Annotated in this window: 14 protein-coding genes and 1 pseudogene; 10 read left to right on the top strand and 5 right to left on the bottom strand. The window is 74.6% G+C overall.

The window, feature by feature from the left end:
• Positions 1–3 precede the first annotated feature (3 nt).
• The 9 genes from hutH to BGP03_RS28095 all read left to right on the top strand — a co-directional run bounded on the left by hutH (position 4) and on the right by BGP03_RS28095 (position 11605).
• Positions 4–1542 (top strand): histidine ammonia-lyase, encoded by a 1539-nt coding sequence (gene hutH / locus BGP03_RS28135; protein WP_298799026.1) that lies wholly within the window; start codon positions 4–6, stop codon positions 1540–1542.
• 52 nt (positions 1543–1594) lie between these two features.
• Entirely contained in the window at positions 1595–3253 is a 1659-nt protein-coding gene (gene hutU, locus BGP03_RS28130; protein ID WP_298799025.1) for a urocanate hydratase, read from the top strand.
• A 40-nt stretch (positions 3254–3293) separates the two neighbouring features.
• Positions 3294–4496, top strand: a complete 1203-nt coding sequence (locus BGP03_RS28125) for an allantoate amidohydrolase (protein WP_298799024.1) — start codon at positions 3294–3296, stop codon at positions 4494–4496.
• Entirely contained in the window at positions 4493–5869 is a 1377-nt protein-coding gene (locus tag BGP03_RS28120) for a formimidoylglutamate deiminase (protein WP_296368097.1), read from the top strand. The genes BGP03_RS28125 and BGP03_RS28120 overlap by 4 nt, the downstream gene beginning before the upstream one ends.
• Before the next feature lie 88 nt (positions 5870–5957).
• Positions 5958–7103 (top strand): imidazolonepropionase, encoded by a 1146-nt coding sequence (gene hutI / locus BGP03_RS28115; RefSeq protein ID WP_296368095.1) that lies wholly within the window; start codon positions 5958–5960, stop codon positions 7101–7103.
• A gap of 20 nt (positions 7104–7123) precedes the next feature.
• Positions 7124–7486, top strand: coding sequence for a hypothetical protein (locus BGP03_RS28110; RefSeq protein WP_298799023.1), 363 nt, complete (start codon positions 7124–7126; stop codon positions 7484–7486).
• A 10-nt stretch (positions 7487–7496) separates the two neighbouring features.
• Entirely contained in the window at positions 7497–9143 is a 1647-nt protein-coding gene (locus BGP03_RS28105) for an acetolactate synthase large subunit (protein ID WP_296368091.1), read from the top strand.
• Between the two features lie 14 nt (positions 9144–9157).
• Positions 9158–9982, top strand: a complete 825-nt coding sequence (locus tag BGP03_RS28100) for an LLM class F420-dependent oxidoreductase (RefSeq protein ID WP_296368089.1) — start codon at positions 9158–9160, stop codon at positions 9980–9982.
• Between the two features lie 45 nt (positions 9983–10027).
• On the top strand, positions 10028–11605 hold the full coding sequence (locus tag BGP03_RS28095; protein ID WP_296368087.1) for a molybdopterin-dependent oxidoreductase: 1578 nt from the start codon (positions 10028–10030) through the stop codon (positions 11603–11605).
• A gap of 83 nt (positions 11606–11688) precedes the next feature.
• On the opposite strand, the gene BGP03_RS28090 is transcribed toward BGP03_RS28095, so the two are convergent.
• From BGP03_RS28090 to BGP03_RS28075, 4 genes and pseudogenes are all read right to left on the bottom strand, one after another.
• Positions 11689–12612: a cation:proton antiporter gene (locus tag BGP03_RS28090; protein ID WP_298799022.1), complete on the bottom strand. Its 924-nt coding sequence runs from the start codon at positions 12610–12612 to the stop codon at positions 11689–11691.
• Positions 12613–12694: 82 nt separating this feature from the next.
• A pseudogene (locus BGP03_RS28085) lies at positions 12695–13240 on the bottom strand (cation:proton antiporter); the annotation flags it as partial.
• A 52-nt stretch (positions 13241–13292) separates the two neighbouring features.
• Positions 13293–13733, bottom strand: a complete 441-nt coding sequence (locus BGP03_RS28080) for a universal stress protein (protein WP_296368083.1) — start codon at positions 13731–13733, stop codon at positions 13293–13295.
• Positions 13734–13747: 14 nt separating this feature from the next.
• The gene (locus BGP03_RS28075) at positions 13748–14572 is read right to left on the bottom strand and encodes an SDR family oxidoreductase (protein WP_296368080.1); all 825 of its coding nucleotides are present in this window, start codon (positions 14570–14572) and stop codon (positions 13748–13750) included.
• A 96-nt stretch (positions 14573–14668) separates the two neighbouring features.
• Between BGP03_RS28075 and BGP03_RS28070 the strand changes: the two genes are divergently transcribed.
• The gene (locus BGP03_RS28070) at positions 14669–15883 is read left to right on the top strand and encodes an MFS transporter (RefSeq protein WP_298799021.1); all 1215 of its coding nucleotides are present in this window, start codon (positions 14669–14671) and stop codon (positions 15881–15883) included.
• Here BGP03_RS28070 and BGP03_RS28065 read toward each other — a convergent pair.
• Positions 15855–16262 carry a PaaI family thioesterase gene (locus tag BGP03_RS28065; protein WP_296368076.1) on the bottom strand — a complete coding sequence of 136 codons (408 nt, stop codon included), beginning with the start codon at positions 16260–16262 and terminating at the stop codon, positions 15855–15857. The genes BGP03_RS28070 and BGP03_RS28065 overlap by 29 nt on opposite strands.
• Positions 16263–16327: the final 65 nt, after the last annotated feature.

Genomic DNA, 16327 nt, shown 5'->3' with positions numbered 1-16327 from the left:
GTGATGCACGCAGTCACGGTCGGTGTCGGCCCCCTCACGTTCCAGGAAGTCCTCGACGTCGCCCGCGGCGGCGCACCGGTCGACGTGAGCCCCGAGGCCGGCGCCGAGATCGCCCTGAGCCGCAAGGTGGTGGAGGCGCTCGCCCACGACGTCGTCCCGCACTACGGCGTCTCCACCGGCTTCGGCGCGCTCGCCACCCGTTCCATCCCCACCGAGCTGCGCGCCCAGCTGCAGCGCAGCCTGGTGCGGTCGCACGCGGCCGGATCGGGCAACGAGGTCGAGCGCGAGGTGGTGCGCGCGCTGATGCTGCTGCGCCTGTCCACGCTGGCCACGGGCCGCACCGGCATCCGCCCCGAGACCGCCCGCGTCTACGCCGACATGCTCACGGCCGGCATCACGCCGGTGGTGCGCGAGTACGGCTCGCTCGGCTGCTCGGGTGACCTGGCCCCGCTGTCGCACTGCGCGCTCGCCGCCATGGGCGAGGGCGAGATCCGCGACGCCGACGGGGTGCTGATGTCCGCCGCACAGGCGCTGGCCGCCGCAGGGATCGAGCCGGTCGTCCTGCGGGAGAAGGAGGGCCTCGCGCTCATCAACGGCACCGACGGCATGCTCGGCATGCTGGTCATGGCGTGTGCCGATCTGTGGACGCTGCTGCGCACCGCCGACATCACCGCCGCCATGAGCGTGGAGGCGCTGCTGGGCACCGACGCGGTGTTCGCCGCCGACCTGCAGGCCCTGCGCCCGCACCCCGGCCAGGCCGACAGCGCCGCCAACCTGCGCGCGCTGCTCGCCGGCTCCGCCGTCATGGAGAGCCACCGCAACCCCGAGTGCACCCGGGTCCAGGACGCGTACTCGCTGCGCTGCGCCCCCCAGGTGCACGGTGCGGCCCGCGACACCCTCGCGCACGCGTCGGCGGTGGCGGAGCGCGAGCTGGCGGCGGCCGTCGACAACCCCGTCGTCACGCCCGACGGGCGCGTCGAGAGCAACGGCAACTTCCACGGTGCCCCCGTCGGCTACGTACTCGACTTCCTGGCGATCGCCGCCGCCGACATCGCGTCGATGAGCGAGCGGCGCACCGACCGCTTCCTCGACGTCTCGCGCAGCAACGGCCTGCCCGCGTTCCTCGCCGACGACCCCGGCGTCGACTCCGGCCACATGATCGCCCAGTACACCCAGGCCGCGATCGTCTCGGAGCTCAAGCGCCTCGCCGTGCCCGCGTCGGTGGACTCGATCCCGTCGAGCGCGATGCAGGAGGACCACGTGTCGATGGGCTGGTCGGCGGCGCGCAAGCTGCGTCGAGCCGTCGACGGCCTGGGTCGCGTCGTGGCGGTCGAGCTGCTCACCGCCGCGCGTGGGCTGGACCTGCGTGCCCCGTTCACCCCCGCCCCGGCGACCGCCGCCGTCGTCGCGGGGCTGCGCGAGGTCGCCGCCGGGCCCGGCCCGGACCGGTACCTCGCACCCGAGATCGAGGCGGCGTTCCGGTACGTCCTGTCCGGCGGCGCCGTCGCGGCCGCCGAGTCCGTCACCGGCCCCCTGCGCTGAAGCACCGTGCGCTGACGCGCCCGTGCGACCCCTGACCCGAGGAGAGAGACCCATGGAAGGCGCCCGTCCCGTCCGCGCTCCGCGCGGCACCGCCCTCACCGCCCGGTCGTGGCAGACCGAGGCCCCGCTGCGCATGCTGCAGAACAACCTCGACCCCGACGTGGCCGAGCGGCCCGATGACCTCGTCGTCTACGGCGGCACCGGCCGGGCCGCGCGCGACTGGCGTTCCTTCGACGCCATGGTCCGCACGCTCACCACGCTGGCCGACGACGAGACGATGCTCGTCCAGTCCGGCAAGCCGGTCGGGGTGCTGCGCACGCACGAGTGGGCGCCGCGGGTGCTGATCGCCAACTCCAACCTCGTCGGCGACTGGTCGACCTGGCCGGAGTTCCGCCGTCTGGAGAAGCTCGGGCTGACCATGTACGGCCAGATGACGGCCGGATCGTGGATCTACATCGGCACCCAGGGCATCCTGCAGGGCACCTACGAGACGTTCGCCGCCGTCGCCGCCAAGAAGTTCGGCGGGACGCTGGCCGGCACGCTGACGGTCACCGGTGGGTGCGGCGGCATGGGCGGTGCGCAGCCCCTCGCGGTCACGCTGAACGGCGGCGTCTGCCTCGTCATCGACGTCGACGGCACGCGGCTCCAGCGGCGGGTCGAGCACCGCTACCTCGACGTGCTCGCGGGCTCGCTCGACGAGGCGGTGCGCATCTGTGTGCAGAGCAGAGCTTCGCGCAAGGCCCTCTCGGTCGGCGTCGTCGGCAACTGCGCCGAGGTGCTGCCCGAGCTGCTGCGCCGCGGCGTCGACGTCGACGTCGTCACCGACCAGACCTCCGCCCACGACCCGCTGTCCTACCTCCCCGCCGGCATCGACGTCGACGACTGGCCCGACTACGCCGCGGCCAAGCCCGAGGAGTTCACCGACCGCGCGCGGGAGTCGATGGCCCGCCACGTCGAGGCGATGGTCGGGTTCCAGGACGCGGGCGCCGAGGTGTTCGACTACGGCAACTCCATCCGCGACGAGGCCCGCCAGGGCGGCTACGACCGGGCGTTCGCCTTCCCCGGGTTCGTGCCCGCCTACATCCGGCCGCTGTTCTGCGAGGGCAAGGGTCCGTTCCGCTGGGTGGCGCTCTCGGGCGACCCGGCCGACATCCACGCCACCGACGAGGCCGTGCTGGACCTGTTCCCCGACAACGACCACCTGCACCGCTGGATCCGCGCCGCCCAGGACAAGGTCGCGTTCCAGGGCCTGCCCGCCCGCATCTGCTGGCTCGGGCAGGGCGAGCGCGACAAGGCGGGAGCGCTGTTCAACGAGATGGTGGCCGACGGCCGGGTGTCGGCGCCGATCGCGATCGGCCGCGACCACCTCGACACCGGATCGGTCGCCTCCCCCTACCGCGAGACCGAGGCCATGGCCGACGGCTCCGACGCCATCGCCGACTGGCCGCTGCTCAATGCGCTGACCGCCACGTCGTCGGGTGCGACGTGGGTGTCGATCCACCACGGCGGCGGCGTCGGCATCGGCCGCTCCCTGCACGCCGGCCAGGTCACGGTGGCCGACGGCACGCCGCTGGCGGCACAGAAGATCGAACGGGTCCTGACGAACGACCCCGGGATGGGCGTCCTGCGCCACGCCGACGCCGGCTACGACTCGGCGGTGGACAAGGCGGTGGAGCAGGGCCTGCGCCTGCCCATGCGGGAGGGCGCGTGACCCGACCTGCAGCAGAGCCACGGTGCCGCAACGAGGTGGCATGAACGTGGCTCTGTTGCCATGGGACCGGATGTGGGGCGACCTGGCCCCCGTCGGCCGGGACGCGCGTTCCGGTGGGTACCGGCGCTCGGCGTGGACCTCCGAGGACGCGACGCTGCGCGAGTGGTTCGCCGGTGAGGCCGCCGCGCGGGGGCTCGATCTCGTCACCGACCGGGCCGGCAACCAGTGGGCCTGGTGGGGCGATCCCGACGCCGACGGGCCCGGCCTCGTGCTCGGCTCGCACCTCGACTCGGTCCCCGACGGCGGCGCGTTCGACGGGCCGCTCGGCGTCGTCTCGGCGTTCGCGGCGTTGGACGCGGTGCGGGACAGGGGGTTCACGCCGTCGCGGCCGATCGCCGTCGCCCACTTCTGCGACGAGGAGGGCGCCCGGTTCGGCATCGCGTGCGCCGGATCGCGGATCCTCACCGGCGCACTGGACGCCGTCCGCGCCCGCGGCCTGACCGACGCCGACGGGATCACGATGGCCGAGGCGATGACCCGCGCCGGCCACGACCCCGCCCACCTCGGAACCGACGCCGAGACGCTGCGCCGCGTCGGCACGTTCGTCGAGCTGCACGTGGAGCAGGGGCGCGGGCTGGCCGACCTCGACCGGGCCGTGGCGGTGGGGTCGGCGATCCGGCCGCACGGGCGGTGGCGCGTCGACCTGCCCGGCGAGGCCAACCACGCGGGCACCACCCTGCTCGCCGACCGCGACGATCCGATGCTCGCGTTCGCGTCGCTCGTCCTCGCCGCCCGGGAGGCCGCCGAGAAGCACGACGCGGTGGCCACGTGCGGCAAGGTGCGGGTCGAGCCCAACGGCGTGAACGCGATCCCGTCGCTGGTCACCGGCTGGGTCGACGCCCGGGGCGACGACGAGGCGCGGGTGCGGGCCGTGATCGCCGATCTCACGTCACTGGTGGAGGACCGCCGGGGCACCCTCACGGAGGAGTCGTGGACCGGCATCACCCCCTTCCCCACGGACCTCGCCGGTCGGCTGTCCGCGCTGTTGGACGACGCCCCCGTCCTCGCCACCGGCGCCGGGCACGACGCCGGCATCCTCAGCGCGGCGGGCGTCCCCACGGCGATGTTGTTCGTCCGCAACCCGACCGGCGTCTCGCACTCCCCCGCCGAGTTCGCCGAGCGCGACGACTGCCTCGCGGGCGTCGCGGCGCTGGCCACGGTCGCAGAGGAGCTGGCCCGGTGACGCCGCCCTCCGCCCGTGATCACCGTGTCGGGGCTGCCGACCGCGCCACAGCCGGCCCGGCGTCCCCGGACGGTGATCACGGCGATGGGGCCACGCACTACTGGGCCGCGCACGCCCTGCTCCCCGGCGGACCCGCCACCGCCGTCACCCTGACCGTCGCGGACGGGCTCTTCACCTCCGTCACGCCCGGCACGGCCGCCGGCTCGGCCGTCCGGCTGCCCGGCGTGGTGCTCCCCGGCTTCGCCAACGCCCACTGCCACGCGTTCCACCGGGCCTTGCGCGGGCGCACCCACGACCGGGGCGGCACGTTCTGGACGTGGCGGGAGCGGATGTACGCCGTGGCCACACGGCTCGACCCCGACTCCTACCTGGCCCTCGCCCGCGCCACCTACGCGGAGATGGCGCTGGGCGGGGTCACGGCGGTGGCGGAGTTCCACTACCTGCACCACGCCCCGGGCGGGCGCCCCTACGCCGACCCCGCCGCCATGGACCACGCCCTGCGCCAGGCCGCGGTCGACGCCGGCATCCGGCTGACGCTGCTCGACACCTGCTACCTGACCGGCGGCTTCGACGCGCCGCTCGACGAGGTCCAGGTGCGGTTCGCCGACCGCGACGTCGACGCCTGGGCCGTTCGCGCGGCCGACGCGGACGGCGTGGCCGTGCACTCGGTGCGTGCCGTGCCCCGAGAAGCGCTCAAGGAGGTCGCAGCCGCCGCGGCGGGCCGCCCGCTGCACGTGCACCTCTCCGAGCAGCCCGCCGAGAACGCCGCCTGCCTCGCCCGCCACGGCCTCACCCCGACCGGGCTGCTGGCCGCCGAGGGCGTGCTCTCCCCCGCGACGACGGCGGTGCACGCCACCCACCTGACCGGCGGCGACATCGCCCTGCTCGGCGCCACCGGCACCGGCGCGTGCTTCTGCCCCACAACCGAGCGCGACCTCGCCGACGGCATCGGCCCCGCGCGCGCCCTGCGTGACGCCGGCGTGACGCTGTCGCTGGGCAGCGACCAGCAGGCCGTCACGGACCTGGTCGAGGAGGCCCGCGCAATGGAGATGCACGAGCGGCTGGCCACCGGGGAGCGTGGCCGGTTCACCCCCGCCGACCTGCTGGCCGCCCTCACCGCGCACGCGGCTCTCGGCCGCCCGGACGCGGGGCGGCTCGAGGTGGGCGCGCCGGCCGACCTGGTGGCCATGCGCACCGACACCGTCCGCACCGCGGGCACCGACCCGGCGCAGATCCTGTTCGCCGCGACCGCCGCCGACGTCGACACGGTGCTGGTGGACGGCGAGGTGGTCGTCGACGGCGGCCACCACCGCCTGGGCGACGTCGGCGGCGCCCTCCACGCCGCGATCACCCCGCTGTGGGTGGACCGATGAGCCCCGCGCGCGCGTTCCGGCCCGACGCTCGCGTCCCGCCGCGCGCGTGGCGTACGGAACGCGCGCCCCACGTCGCCAGGATGGAACCGTGAGCACTCTCGTCACCGGGATCAGCGAGCTCGTCACGCACCACCCGGAGCTCGGCTCGCTGACCGACGCCGCCCTCGTGCACGCCGACGGCCTCGTCCGGTGGGTGGGCCGGGCCGCCGACGCGCCCCCGGCCGACACCCGCGTCGACCTCGGTGGCCGCGCCGTGGTCCCGGGGTTCGTCGACTCCCACGCCCACCTCGTCTTCGCCGGTGACCGCTCCGCCGAGTTCGCCGCCCGCATGGCCGGCCAGGCCTACGACGGTGGCGGAATCGCCTCCACCGTGGCCGCCACCCGCGCCGCGTCCGACGACGACCTGCGCGCGCTGCTGGCAGCCCGCGTCGCGGAGATGCGCGCGCAGGGCACCACCACCGTGGAGATCAAGAGCGGCTACGGCCTCACCGTCGACGACGAGCGCCGCGCGCTGCGGCTGGCCGGCGAGGTCACCTCCGAGACCACGTTCCTCGGCGCCCACGTCGTCCCGGCCGGGGCGGCCCGCGACGCGTACGTCCGCCTGGTCGCCGGGGAGATGCTGGCGGCGTGCGCGCCGTACGCCCGCTGGATCGACGTGTTCTGCGAGCCCGCCAGCCCGCACGCCTTCGACGCCGACGAGGCCCGCACGGTGCTGGAGGCCGGGCGCGCCGCCGGGCTGGGACTGCGGGTGCACGGCAACCAGCTCGCGGCCGGGCCCGGCGTGGGGCTGGCCGTGGAACTGGGCGCGGCGAGCGTCGACCACTGCACCCACCTGTCCGACGCCGACGTCGACGCGCTGGCCGTCGGCGACACCGTGGCCACGCTGCTGCCGGGCGTCGAGTTCTCCACCCGGTCGCCCTACCCGGACGCGCGCCGGCTGCTGGACGCCGGGGCCACGGTGGCGCTGGCCACCGACTGCAACCCGGGCACGTGCTTCTCCTCGTCGATGCCGCTGATGATCGCCCTGGCCGTGCGCGAGATGGGGATGACGCCGGCCGAGGCGTTGTGGGCGGCCACCGCAGGGGCCGCGCGGGCGCTGCGGCGCAGCGACATCGGCGTGATCGCGCCCGGCATGCACGCCGACCTCACCGTCCTCGACGCCCCGAGCCACCTGCACCTGGCCTACCGACCGGGTGTCCCGATCGCGCGCGCCCTGGAATGCTCCGGCGCGTGACGGAAGCAAGACTGCCTCCCGTGCCGGAGACGTGGACCAGCCAGCAGTGCGCCGAGGCGTGGGGCGTGAAGACACCGACGTGGCTCGGCTACGTCTCGCGCGGTCAGGCACCGCCGCCGCTGCCGGGGCCGCAGAAGCGCTGGGATCCCGACGCCGTCCGGGACTTCCCCCGCCCCGGAGCCGGCCGGTCCCGGTCGGCGGCGAGCCCCGAGGTGCTGGGCCTGCTCGACGACATGGCCGAGGTCACGACCCGGATCGACGAGCTGCAGGCCCGCCAGCGCGAGCTCGCCCGCGCCGGCAAGGCGGCGGGTGCCGAGGTGCGGGCGATGGCGCGGGCACTGGGCGTCTCGCCGCAGACGGTGTACGGCTGGCTGGAGAACTAGTGTCCGCGGTGTGCCCACTACAGCTGAACTGATCGTCGCGTGCCTGGAGGCCGAGGGCGTCGAGTTCGTCTTCGGCATCCCCGGCGAGGAGAACATCCACTTCGTCGACGCCCTGGAACGCTCCGGGATCCGCTACGTCCTCACCCGCCACGAGCAGGCCGCGTCGTTCATGGCCGAGATGTACGGGCGGCTGACCGGGAAGGCCGGGGTCTGCAGCGCCACGCTCGGGCCGGGTGCCATCAACCTCCAGCTCGGCGTGGCCGACGCCCAGACCAACTCGACGCCGCTGGTGGCGCTGTCGGCGCAGGTGGGGCTGGACCGGATCTACAAGGAGTCGCACCAGGCCGTCGACCTCGTGGCGATGTTCCGCCCGATCACCAAGTGGTCCGACCTCGTGCCCGGGCCCGCCGCGGTGCCGGAGATGGTGCGCCGCGCGTTCAAGACCGCCCAGAGCGAACGGCCCGGCGCCACCTACCTCGCCGTGCCGCAGGACGTCGAGGCCGCACCGGTGCCGGACGGCGCCGCCCCGCTGCCGGTCGCGCGGGTGCGTGCCGAGGAGCCCTCCCCCGGCCAGGTCGAGCGGGCGCGGCAGATCCTCGACGCCGCCCGCCGCCCCGTGCTGCTCGCCGGGCACGGCGCGGCCCGTGACGACGCCGGGGCCGCCCTGCTCGCGCTGGCCGAGGCCTGGCAGGTGCCGGTGGCCACCACGTTCCACGGCAAGGGTGTGTTCCCCGACGACCACGAGCTGGCCCTGGGCGCCATCGGGTTCATGCGCGACGACTACGTCAACTTCGAGTTCGCCGAGGCCGACGTGATCGTCGCGGTCGGCTACGAGCTCCAGGAGTTCGACCCCGTCAAGATCAATCCCTTGAGCGACAAGCAGATCGTGCACGTGCACCGGTTCGCCGCCGAGGTGGACGTGCACTACCCGGTGGCCGTCGGCATCGAGGGCGACATCTCCCGCTCGCTCGACGCGCTGCGCACCGCGGTCACCCGGCAGCCGGGCGTCGGGCCCGGCACCGCCAGGATCCGGGCGCTGCTGGCCGAGGAGCTGGAGCGCGGCGCGGCCGACGACCGCTTCCCGCTGAGCCCGCAGCGCGTGGTCGTCGACACCCGCGAGGCCCTGGACCGCGACGACATCGTGCTGGCCGACACCGGGGCGGTGAAGATGTGGATGGCCCGGCTCTACCCGACCTACGCGGCCAACACGTGCCTGCTGTCCAACGGCCTGTCGACGATGGGGTTCGCGCTGCCCGGCGCGATCGCCACCGCGCTGGCGAAGCCGGAGGTCCGCACGCTGGCCGCGGTGGGCGACGGCTCGTTCCTCATGCACAGCCAGGAGATCGAGACGGCGATCCGCGAGCGCATCCCGCTGACCGTGCTGATCTGGCAGGACGACGCCTACGGCCTCATCGAGTGGAAGATGGACCTGGAGCTGGGCCGGCACTCCTCGGTGCGGTTCCAGAACCCCGACTTCGTGGCCTACGCCGAGAGCTTCGGGGCGACGGGCTACCGGATCGGCGCCGCCGACGAGCTGCTGCCCACCCTGCGGGCCGCGCTCGCCGACGACGGCGTCTCCGTGATCGCGTGCCCCGTCGACTACGCCGAGAACATCCGGCTCACCACGCGGCTGGGCGAGCTGACCGGGCCGTTCTGAGGTACGAAGTGACCATGAGGTTCGGTATCGCCACGTTCATCACCGACGAGGGCATCCGCCCGGCCGCGCTCGGCCGTGCGCTGGAGGAACGCGGGTTCGGCTCGCTGTTCCTCGCGGAGCACTCCCACATCCCCGTCCGCCGCGAGTCGCCCTACCCGGGCGGCGGGGAGCTGCCGCGGATCTACTACCGCACGCTCGACCCGTTCGTCGCGCTGGCGGCGGTGGCCGCGGCCACCTCGACCCTGACGCTGGGCACCGGGATCGCGCTGCTCCCCCAGCGCGACGTGATCCACACCGCGAAGGAGGTGGCGAGCCTGGACGTCATCTCCGACGGCCGCGTCGCGTTCGGCGTCGGAGCCGGGTGGAACCGCGAGGAGATGGCCAACCACGGCGTCGACCCCACCACCCGCGGGAAGCGGATGGATGAGCAGCTCGCCGCGCTGAAGGCCATCTGGGCCGACGACGAGGCCGAGTTCCACGGCACGCAGATCGACTTCGACCCGATCTTCTCCTGGCCGAAGCCGGTGCAGCGACCGCACCCGCCGATCTACCTGGGCGGCGAGAGCCCGGCGGCCCTGCGGCGGCTCGTCGAGTACGGCGACGCCTGGCTTCCCCGGGCCCGGACGTCGCCCGAGGAGATCGTCCGGGTGCGGGGCTGGCTCGCCGACCAGGGCCGGGAGAAGGTGCCGTTCACGGTGTTCTCGGCCCCGCCCGACCCGGCCGTGCTGGCCGGGTACGCGGAGGCGGGCGTCGACGAGGTGACGCTGGCGCTGCCCACCCTGGACGAGGACGCCACGTTGCGCCGCCTCGACGAGCTGGCGGCCGTCGCGACTCCGTAAGAAGTCCCGGCCGCACGCCGTCGCAGGCCGGGCCAGACTGGAACGGTGAGCACGACCAGCACCCCCACGCCGACCCGCGCCCCGTCGCTCTCGCGCCGCTACGCCGCCACGCTCGGCGTGCTGGCCGTCGGGGCCGCGCTCGGGGTGGGCCACCTGGTGGCCGGGGTCGTCTCCCCGCCCTCGTCGCCCTACCTCGCCGTCGGCAACACCGTGATCCGGTTCGCGCCCGCGTGGCTCGTCGAGTTCGCGAAGACCACGTTCGGCACGGCCGACAAGCCGGTGCTGCTCGCGGGCGTCGGCGTCGTGCTGCTGCTGGTGGCCGTGGCGGCGGGGCTCGCGTCCCGGTCGCAGCCACGGCCCGCCGTCGTGGTCGTGGTGGTGCTGGGCCTGCTCGGGATCGCCGCCGTGATGATCTCGCCGACGTTCTCCCCCCTCGACCTGCTCGCACCCGCCGCGGCGCTCGCCACCGGCGTCACCGTGCTGCGCCGGCTGCACGCGCTGGCCCTCGACGCGGCGGTACCGCCCCGGCGCCCGGCCCGCGGCGAGCTCTCGCGGCGCACGATGCTCGCGGGCTCGTCGGCCGCCGTCGGGTTCGGCGCGCTCGCCACCGGTGGCATCGGGCAGTGGCTCGGCGGCGACGCCGGCGGCTCCCGCGCCGCCGTCACCAGCCGGCTGGCCTCGGCCACGCTCGCCGAACGGGCCCCGGCGATCCCGGCCTCGGCCGCGTTCCCCGACCTGGGCACGCCGACCTTCCTCACCGCGAACGCCGACTTCTACCGCATCGACACGGCGTTGCGGATCCCGAACCTCACCGCGGCGAACTGGTCGCTGCGCATCCACGGCATGGTCGACACCGAGATCCGCCTGACCTTCGACGACCTGATGGCCCGCCCGCTCGTCGAGCGCACGGTCACGATGCTGTGCGTCTCCGACGAGGTGGGCGGCGACCTCATCTCCACCACGAACTTCGTCGGCGTCGACCTGCGCTCGATCCTGCTGGAGGCGGGCGTGCGGCCCGACGCCACCCAGGTGCTGTCCACCAGCAGCGACTCCTGGACCGCCGGCACCCCCGTCGACGTGATCATGGAGAAGGACCGGGGCGCGCTGCTGGCCGTCGGGATGAACGGGGAGGCGCTGCCGCCCGAGCACGGCTTCCCCGTGCGCATGGTGGTGCCGGGCCTGTACGGCTACGTCTCGGCCACCAAGTGGGTCACCGACCTGGAGCTCACGACGTTCGAGGCGCGCAGCGCGTACTGGGTGGACCGCGGCTGGTCGTCGGAGGGGCCGATCAAGACCGAGTGCCGCATCGACACCCCGCGCGCCGACGCCGGCCCGAAGGCCGGGAAGGTGCCGGTCGCGGGCATCGCGTGGTCGCAACCCGACGGCATATCCAAGGTCGAGATCCAGGTGGACGGCGGCGCGTGGCAGACCACCGAGCTGGCCACCGAGGTCAGCGGCGACACGTGGCGGATGTGGCGCACGGTCGTGGACCTGCCGGCCGGGCGGCACTCGATCCGCGCCCGCGCCACCAACGCCGACGGCACGACCCAGACCGAGAACGCCGCCGATCCCGTCCCGGACGGCGCGACGGGCTGGCCCGGGATCGTCGTCACCGTCACCTAGCCCCGGACCCCCACGTCGTCACGTGTGGCTGTCGACTGCGGCCCTCGAACAGCCGCAGCTGACCACGTGGCGGGTCCGGCGCGTCAGTCGAGCAGCACCGTGCGCAGGTCCAGGCGGCGCAGCACCCGGTCGGCGGCCTCGGGGTCGACCCCCGGTTCGCGCCGGGCCACGAGCACCTCCTCGCGGGCCGCGGCCAGCGCGACGCTCTGGACCTTCTGCGCCAGGACGCGGCCCTTGCGCCAGGCCTCCGCGCGGTCGCGCTCCTCCTCCGACGCCGGCTCGCCGCGCAGCAGCCCCTCCAGGCGCGAGAGCCGCTCCCGCAACGCGGTCTCGACCTCGTCGGGCAGGTTTACGCGCCGCTCCTCCTCGACGAGCCGCTTCCACGCCGCCTTCTGGGCGCGCTTCGCGATCGACCGCTCGGCGGCGTGCTCGGCGTCGGCGTCCTCGGCCACGCCGAGCAGCCGCACCAGCATCGGGAGCGTGAACCCGGGCAGCAGGAGCGTCACCACGAGGACCGAACACGCGATGACGAGCAGCTCGTCGCGGGCGGGGAACGGCGCGCCCGCCGTCGTGGTGAGCGGCAACGACAGGGCGAGCGCGAGCGTGGCGAGCCCGCGCATGCCGCACCAGCCCAGCACCACCGCCTCACGACCGGTGCGCGGCGCCCGGGCGGCGTCGGACGAGCGGCGCACCAGCAGCCACGCCGCCGTCATCCAGACCGCCCGCACTCCGACCACCACGGCGCACACCACGGCGGCGTGCCCCAGCATGCGCCACAGGTCCGCGCCCGCGGCGACGACGACCTGCCGCAGGTCCAGCCCGATCAGTCCGAACGCCACCCCGGTGACCAGCAGCTCCACCACGTCCCAGAACGAGCGCTGCACGATGCGCTCCGCGGCCTCGTCGGCGTCGCCCTCGCTGCGCAGCTCCAGCGCGACCACCACCACCGCGATCACGCCGGACGCGTGCACCTCCTCGGCCGCGAGGTAGACCGCGAACGGCAGCACGAGCGTCAGTGCGCTGCGGCCGGTGGTCGGTGACCCGGTTCATGACGAACCGCGCGACGCGGGCGATGACCCAGCCGATCGCGACCGCGCCCGCCGCACCGAGGACGAACTGCAGTCCCAGCACCGGCAGGCTCAGGTCCCCGCCCTGGACGGTGGCGAGCACGGCGGCCTGGAACACGACCAGCGCCGTCGCGTCGTTGAACAGGCCCTCGCTCTGCAGCACCGTCAGCAGCCGTCGCGGCATGCGGACGGGCCCCGCGACGGCCTCGACCGCCACCGGGTCGGGCGGCGCCACCATCGCCCCGAGCACGACGGCCGCGGTGAGGCCCAGCCCCGGGACCAGCGCCGCGACGGTGCCGGCCACCACCATGATCGTCACGGCCACCAGCGCCACCGCCAGCAGCGCGATGCTGCGCCACCGGGCCCGGAACAGCACCCACGACGTGCGCTGGGCGGAGGCGAACAGCAGCGGCGGCAGGAACAGCGGCAGGATCAGGTCGGGTTCGAGCTCGAACCGGTCGGGCAGCCCCGGCACGAACGCCACCGCCAGCCCGAGCACCACCATCAGCGCGGGCCACGGCAGCCGCAGCCGGTCCCCGACCCCCACCAGCAGCACGGCAGCCAGCATGAGCCCGACCAGAAGCAGCAGAATCTGCACCGGGAAACAGAATCACAACCCGTTACGGCACCACCGTGACGGGCCACCGCCCGGCCTTCACCAGCCGGACCGCCAGCGAGCCGACGAAGCGGTGTCCGGCCTGCGTCGACGCGCCGACGACGAGGGCGTCGGCGCGCACCTCGTCGGCGACGCGGGTGAGCTCGGTGTAGGGGTCGCCGCGCACGGCGCGGAACTCCGCGGCCACCCCGTGGTGCCGGGCGCCCTCCTCGACCTGCTCGGCCAGCTCGCGGACGGCCTCCACCAGGCTCTCCTCGATGGCTCCCGACGCCGACGGGGCGAGGCCCGCGATCGCCGGGGCCGACACGACGTAGACCACGACGATGCGCGAGTTCTGTCGCCGCGCCAGGCCCACCGCGTACGCGCCGGCGTGGGTGGAGGTGGGTGAGCCGTCGACACCGACGACGATCACGGAGGGGCCGTCGGTGCCGAGCTCGAACGTCACGCCCTCATCGTGGATCAGCCCTGCGCTTCGACCGACACCGGCTCCCACTCGCGCCAGGTGGCGAGGCGGGACTCGTAGTCGGCGGTGGCGATCTTCAGCGGACCGTCGCCGAAGAACACGCGCAGCGGCGGGTTCTCCGCGTCCACGATCTTCAGCACGGCCGATGCGCTCGCCTGCGGGTCACCGGGGGTGGCGTTGCGCGCCTTGCGGGCCGCGAACATCTTCTCGCGGAACTCGTCGTAGTCGGCCAGCGGCTCGGCCGTGCGCGACGAGGAGCCCGACCAGTCGGTGGAGAACCCGCCCGGCTCGATGAGGGTGACCTTGATGCCGAAGTCGGCCACCTCCTGGGACAGGGACTGGCTGATGCCCTCCAGCGCCCACTTGGACGCGTGGTAGATCCCGACGTACGGGAACGCGCTGATCCCGCCGATGGAGCTGACCTGCAGGATGTGGCCCGATCCCTGCGCGCGCAGGAACGGCAGCGCGGCCTGGGTGACCCACAGTGCGCCGAACAGGTTGGTCTCGATCTGGTCGCGGGCGTCGGCCTCCGACAGCTCCTCGACGAGCCCGAACTGGCCATAGCCGGCGTTGTTGACCACCACGTCGAGGCGGCCGAAGTGCTCGTGCGCCTGCGCGACGGCGGCGAAGTCGGCGGCGCGGTCGGTGACGTCGAGCTGCAGCGGCAGGAGCCGGTCGCCGTACGTGGCGACGAGGTCGTCGAGCGTGGAGGTGTCGCGAGCGGTGGCGGCGACCGAGTCCCCGCGCTCGAGGGCGGCGATGGCCCACTCGCGGCCGAAGCCGCGCGAGGCACCGGTGATGAACCAGGTCTTCGAAGTCATGCCCTCCTCAGCGATCTTCGCGGCCCGAACATTCCGGAGCGTGTGTCTGCTCACCGCGGGCTGCGATCGCGTGACGAGGGGTCGAGCATGGAGTCAGTGACCGCCGCTACGACCACTGCTCCACCGCGCACCGCCCGCGCCACCTCGGCACTGCTGCTCCTGGCCGTCCTGGCCGTCGCGCTCAACCTGCGGGGCCCCATCGTCGCCGTCTCCCCCGTGCTCGACACGATCCGCGCCGACCTCGGCATCGGCGCCGGCACCGCGGGCCTGCTCACCAGCCTCCCGGTGCTGTGCTTCAGCCTCGCCACGCCCTTCGCGTCGTGGTTGCTGGCGCGCGCCGGGCTCGAACGCGGTGTGCTGGTGGCGCTCGGGGGGCTGCTTCTGGGCACGGTCCTCCGCTCGGTGGACGGGCTGACCTGGGCCGTCGTCGGCACGGTCGTCATCGGCATCGCGATCACCGTCGGGAACGTGGCGATGCCCGTGGTGATCGGGCGCGACGTCGCCCCCGCCCGCGCCGGCCTGGTGCTGGGCGCCTACACCGCGATGCTCAACGTGGGCTCGATGGTCACGCTGTCGCTGACCGTCCCGATCGCCGCGGCGGTGGGGTGGCGCTCCGCGCTGCTGGCCTGGGGCGCACTGGCCGTGGTCGCGGCGGGGGTCTGGTGGGCCGGGACGCGCCGCACCCGGGCCCGGGCGGCGGCCGCGGGACCGGTGGACGACGAGCCCGTCGGCCCCGCGTGGTGGCGCCGCCCGGTGGTCTGGGCGCTGACCGTCGCCTTCGCGGGCCAGGCGTTCTCCTACTACGGCGTGACGGCCTGGCTGCCGCTGCTGCTGCGGGACGAGCTGGGCATGGACGCCGGCGCGGCGGGGCTGAGCTCGTCGGTGTTCCAGATCGCCGCGGTCGTCGGCGCGTTCGGCGTGCCGGTGCTGCTGCGGGTGTTCGCGTCCCCGCGGCCGGCCCTGCTCGTGGTGTGCGCGGCGTGGGCGGCGCTGCCGCTGGGGCTGCTGCTGGCCCCGCAGTACTGGGCGCTGTGGTGCGCGCTCGGCGGCGCCGCGCAGGGCGGTGGGTTCACGGTGATCTTCTCGCTCGTCGTGCGGCGGGCGCGGAACCCCGCCGAGAGCCGCCGGATGTCCGCGCTGGTGCAGGGCGGCGGCTATCTCGTCGCCGCGGCCGGCCCGACCGTCGTCGGCGCCGTCCACGACGCCACCGGCAGCTGGACGGGCCCGCTGCTCGTGGTGATCGCGGCGGTGGCCACCCTGACGATCGGCGCCACGGTCGCCGCTACCGGAGGTCGATCACGGACTTCGTGATCTGCGAGCGCGCCACCAGCCGGTCGCCGATCGTCGCCGTGGCCGTGACGAACCCGAGCCGCCGCGTGCGCCGCTCCAGTACCGCCTTGACCAGCACGTCCTCCCCCTGGCGGCCGGGGCTGAGCATCTGGGTGGAGATGTGGTGGGTGACGGCGTGCTCGGTGTCGGCCAGCTCGGGCAGCAGCGCGAGGAAGCCGGTGATCTCCAGGATCACGCCGACCGCACCGCCGTGCAGGGTCCCGCCGGGGTTCACGGCCAGACCGACCACCGGGAACGTGACGCCGCCCGCGGGGTCGTCCGGATCGACCAGCCGCGCGCGCAGCGCCTCGTGCATGGGCAGGGCGAGGGCGGCGGCCGCACGGTCGGCGAGGGTGGTCACGCCCCCGAGGGTGCCAGCCGGACGGGGCCGCCCGCATCGCGTCCCGATCGACCTCGACGCGGTCC

Origin of the sequence: Pseudonocardia sp. 73-21, assembly GCF_001899645.1 — a bacterium.
In the GTDB taxonomy this organism is placed as follows: domain Bacteria; phylum Actinomycetota; class Actinomycetes; order Mycobacteriales; family Pseudonocardiaceae; genus Pseudonocardia.
This window is presented reverse-complemented; position numbering and strand designations above follow the sequence as displayed.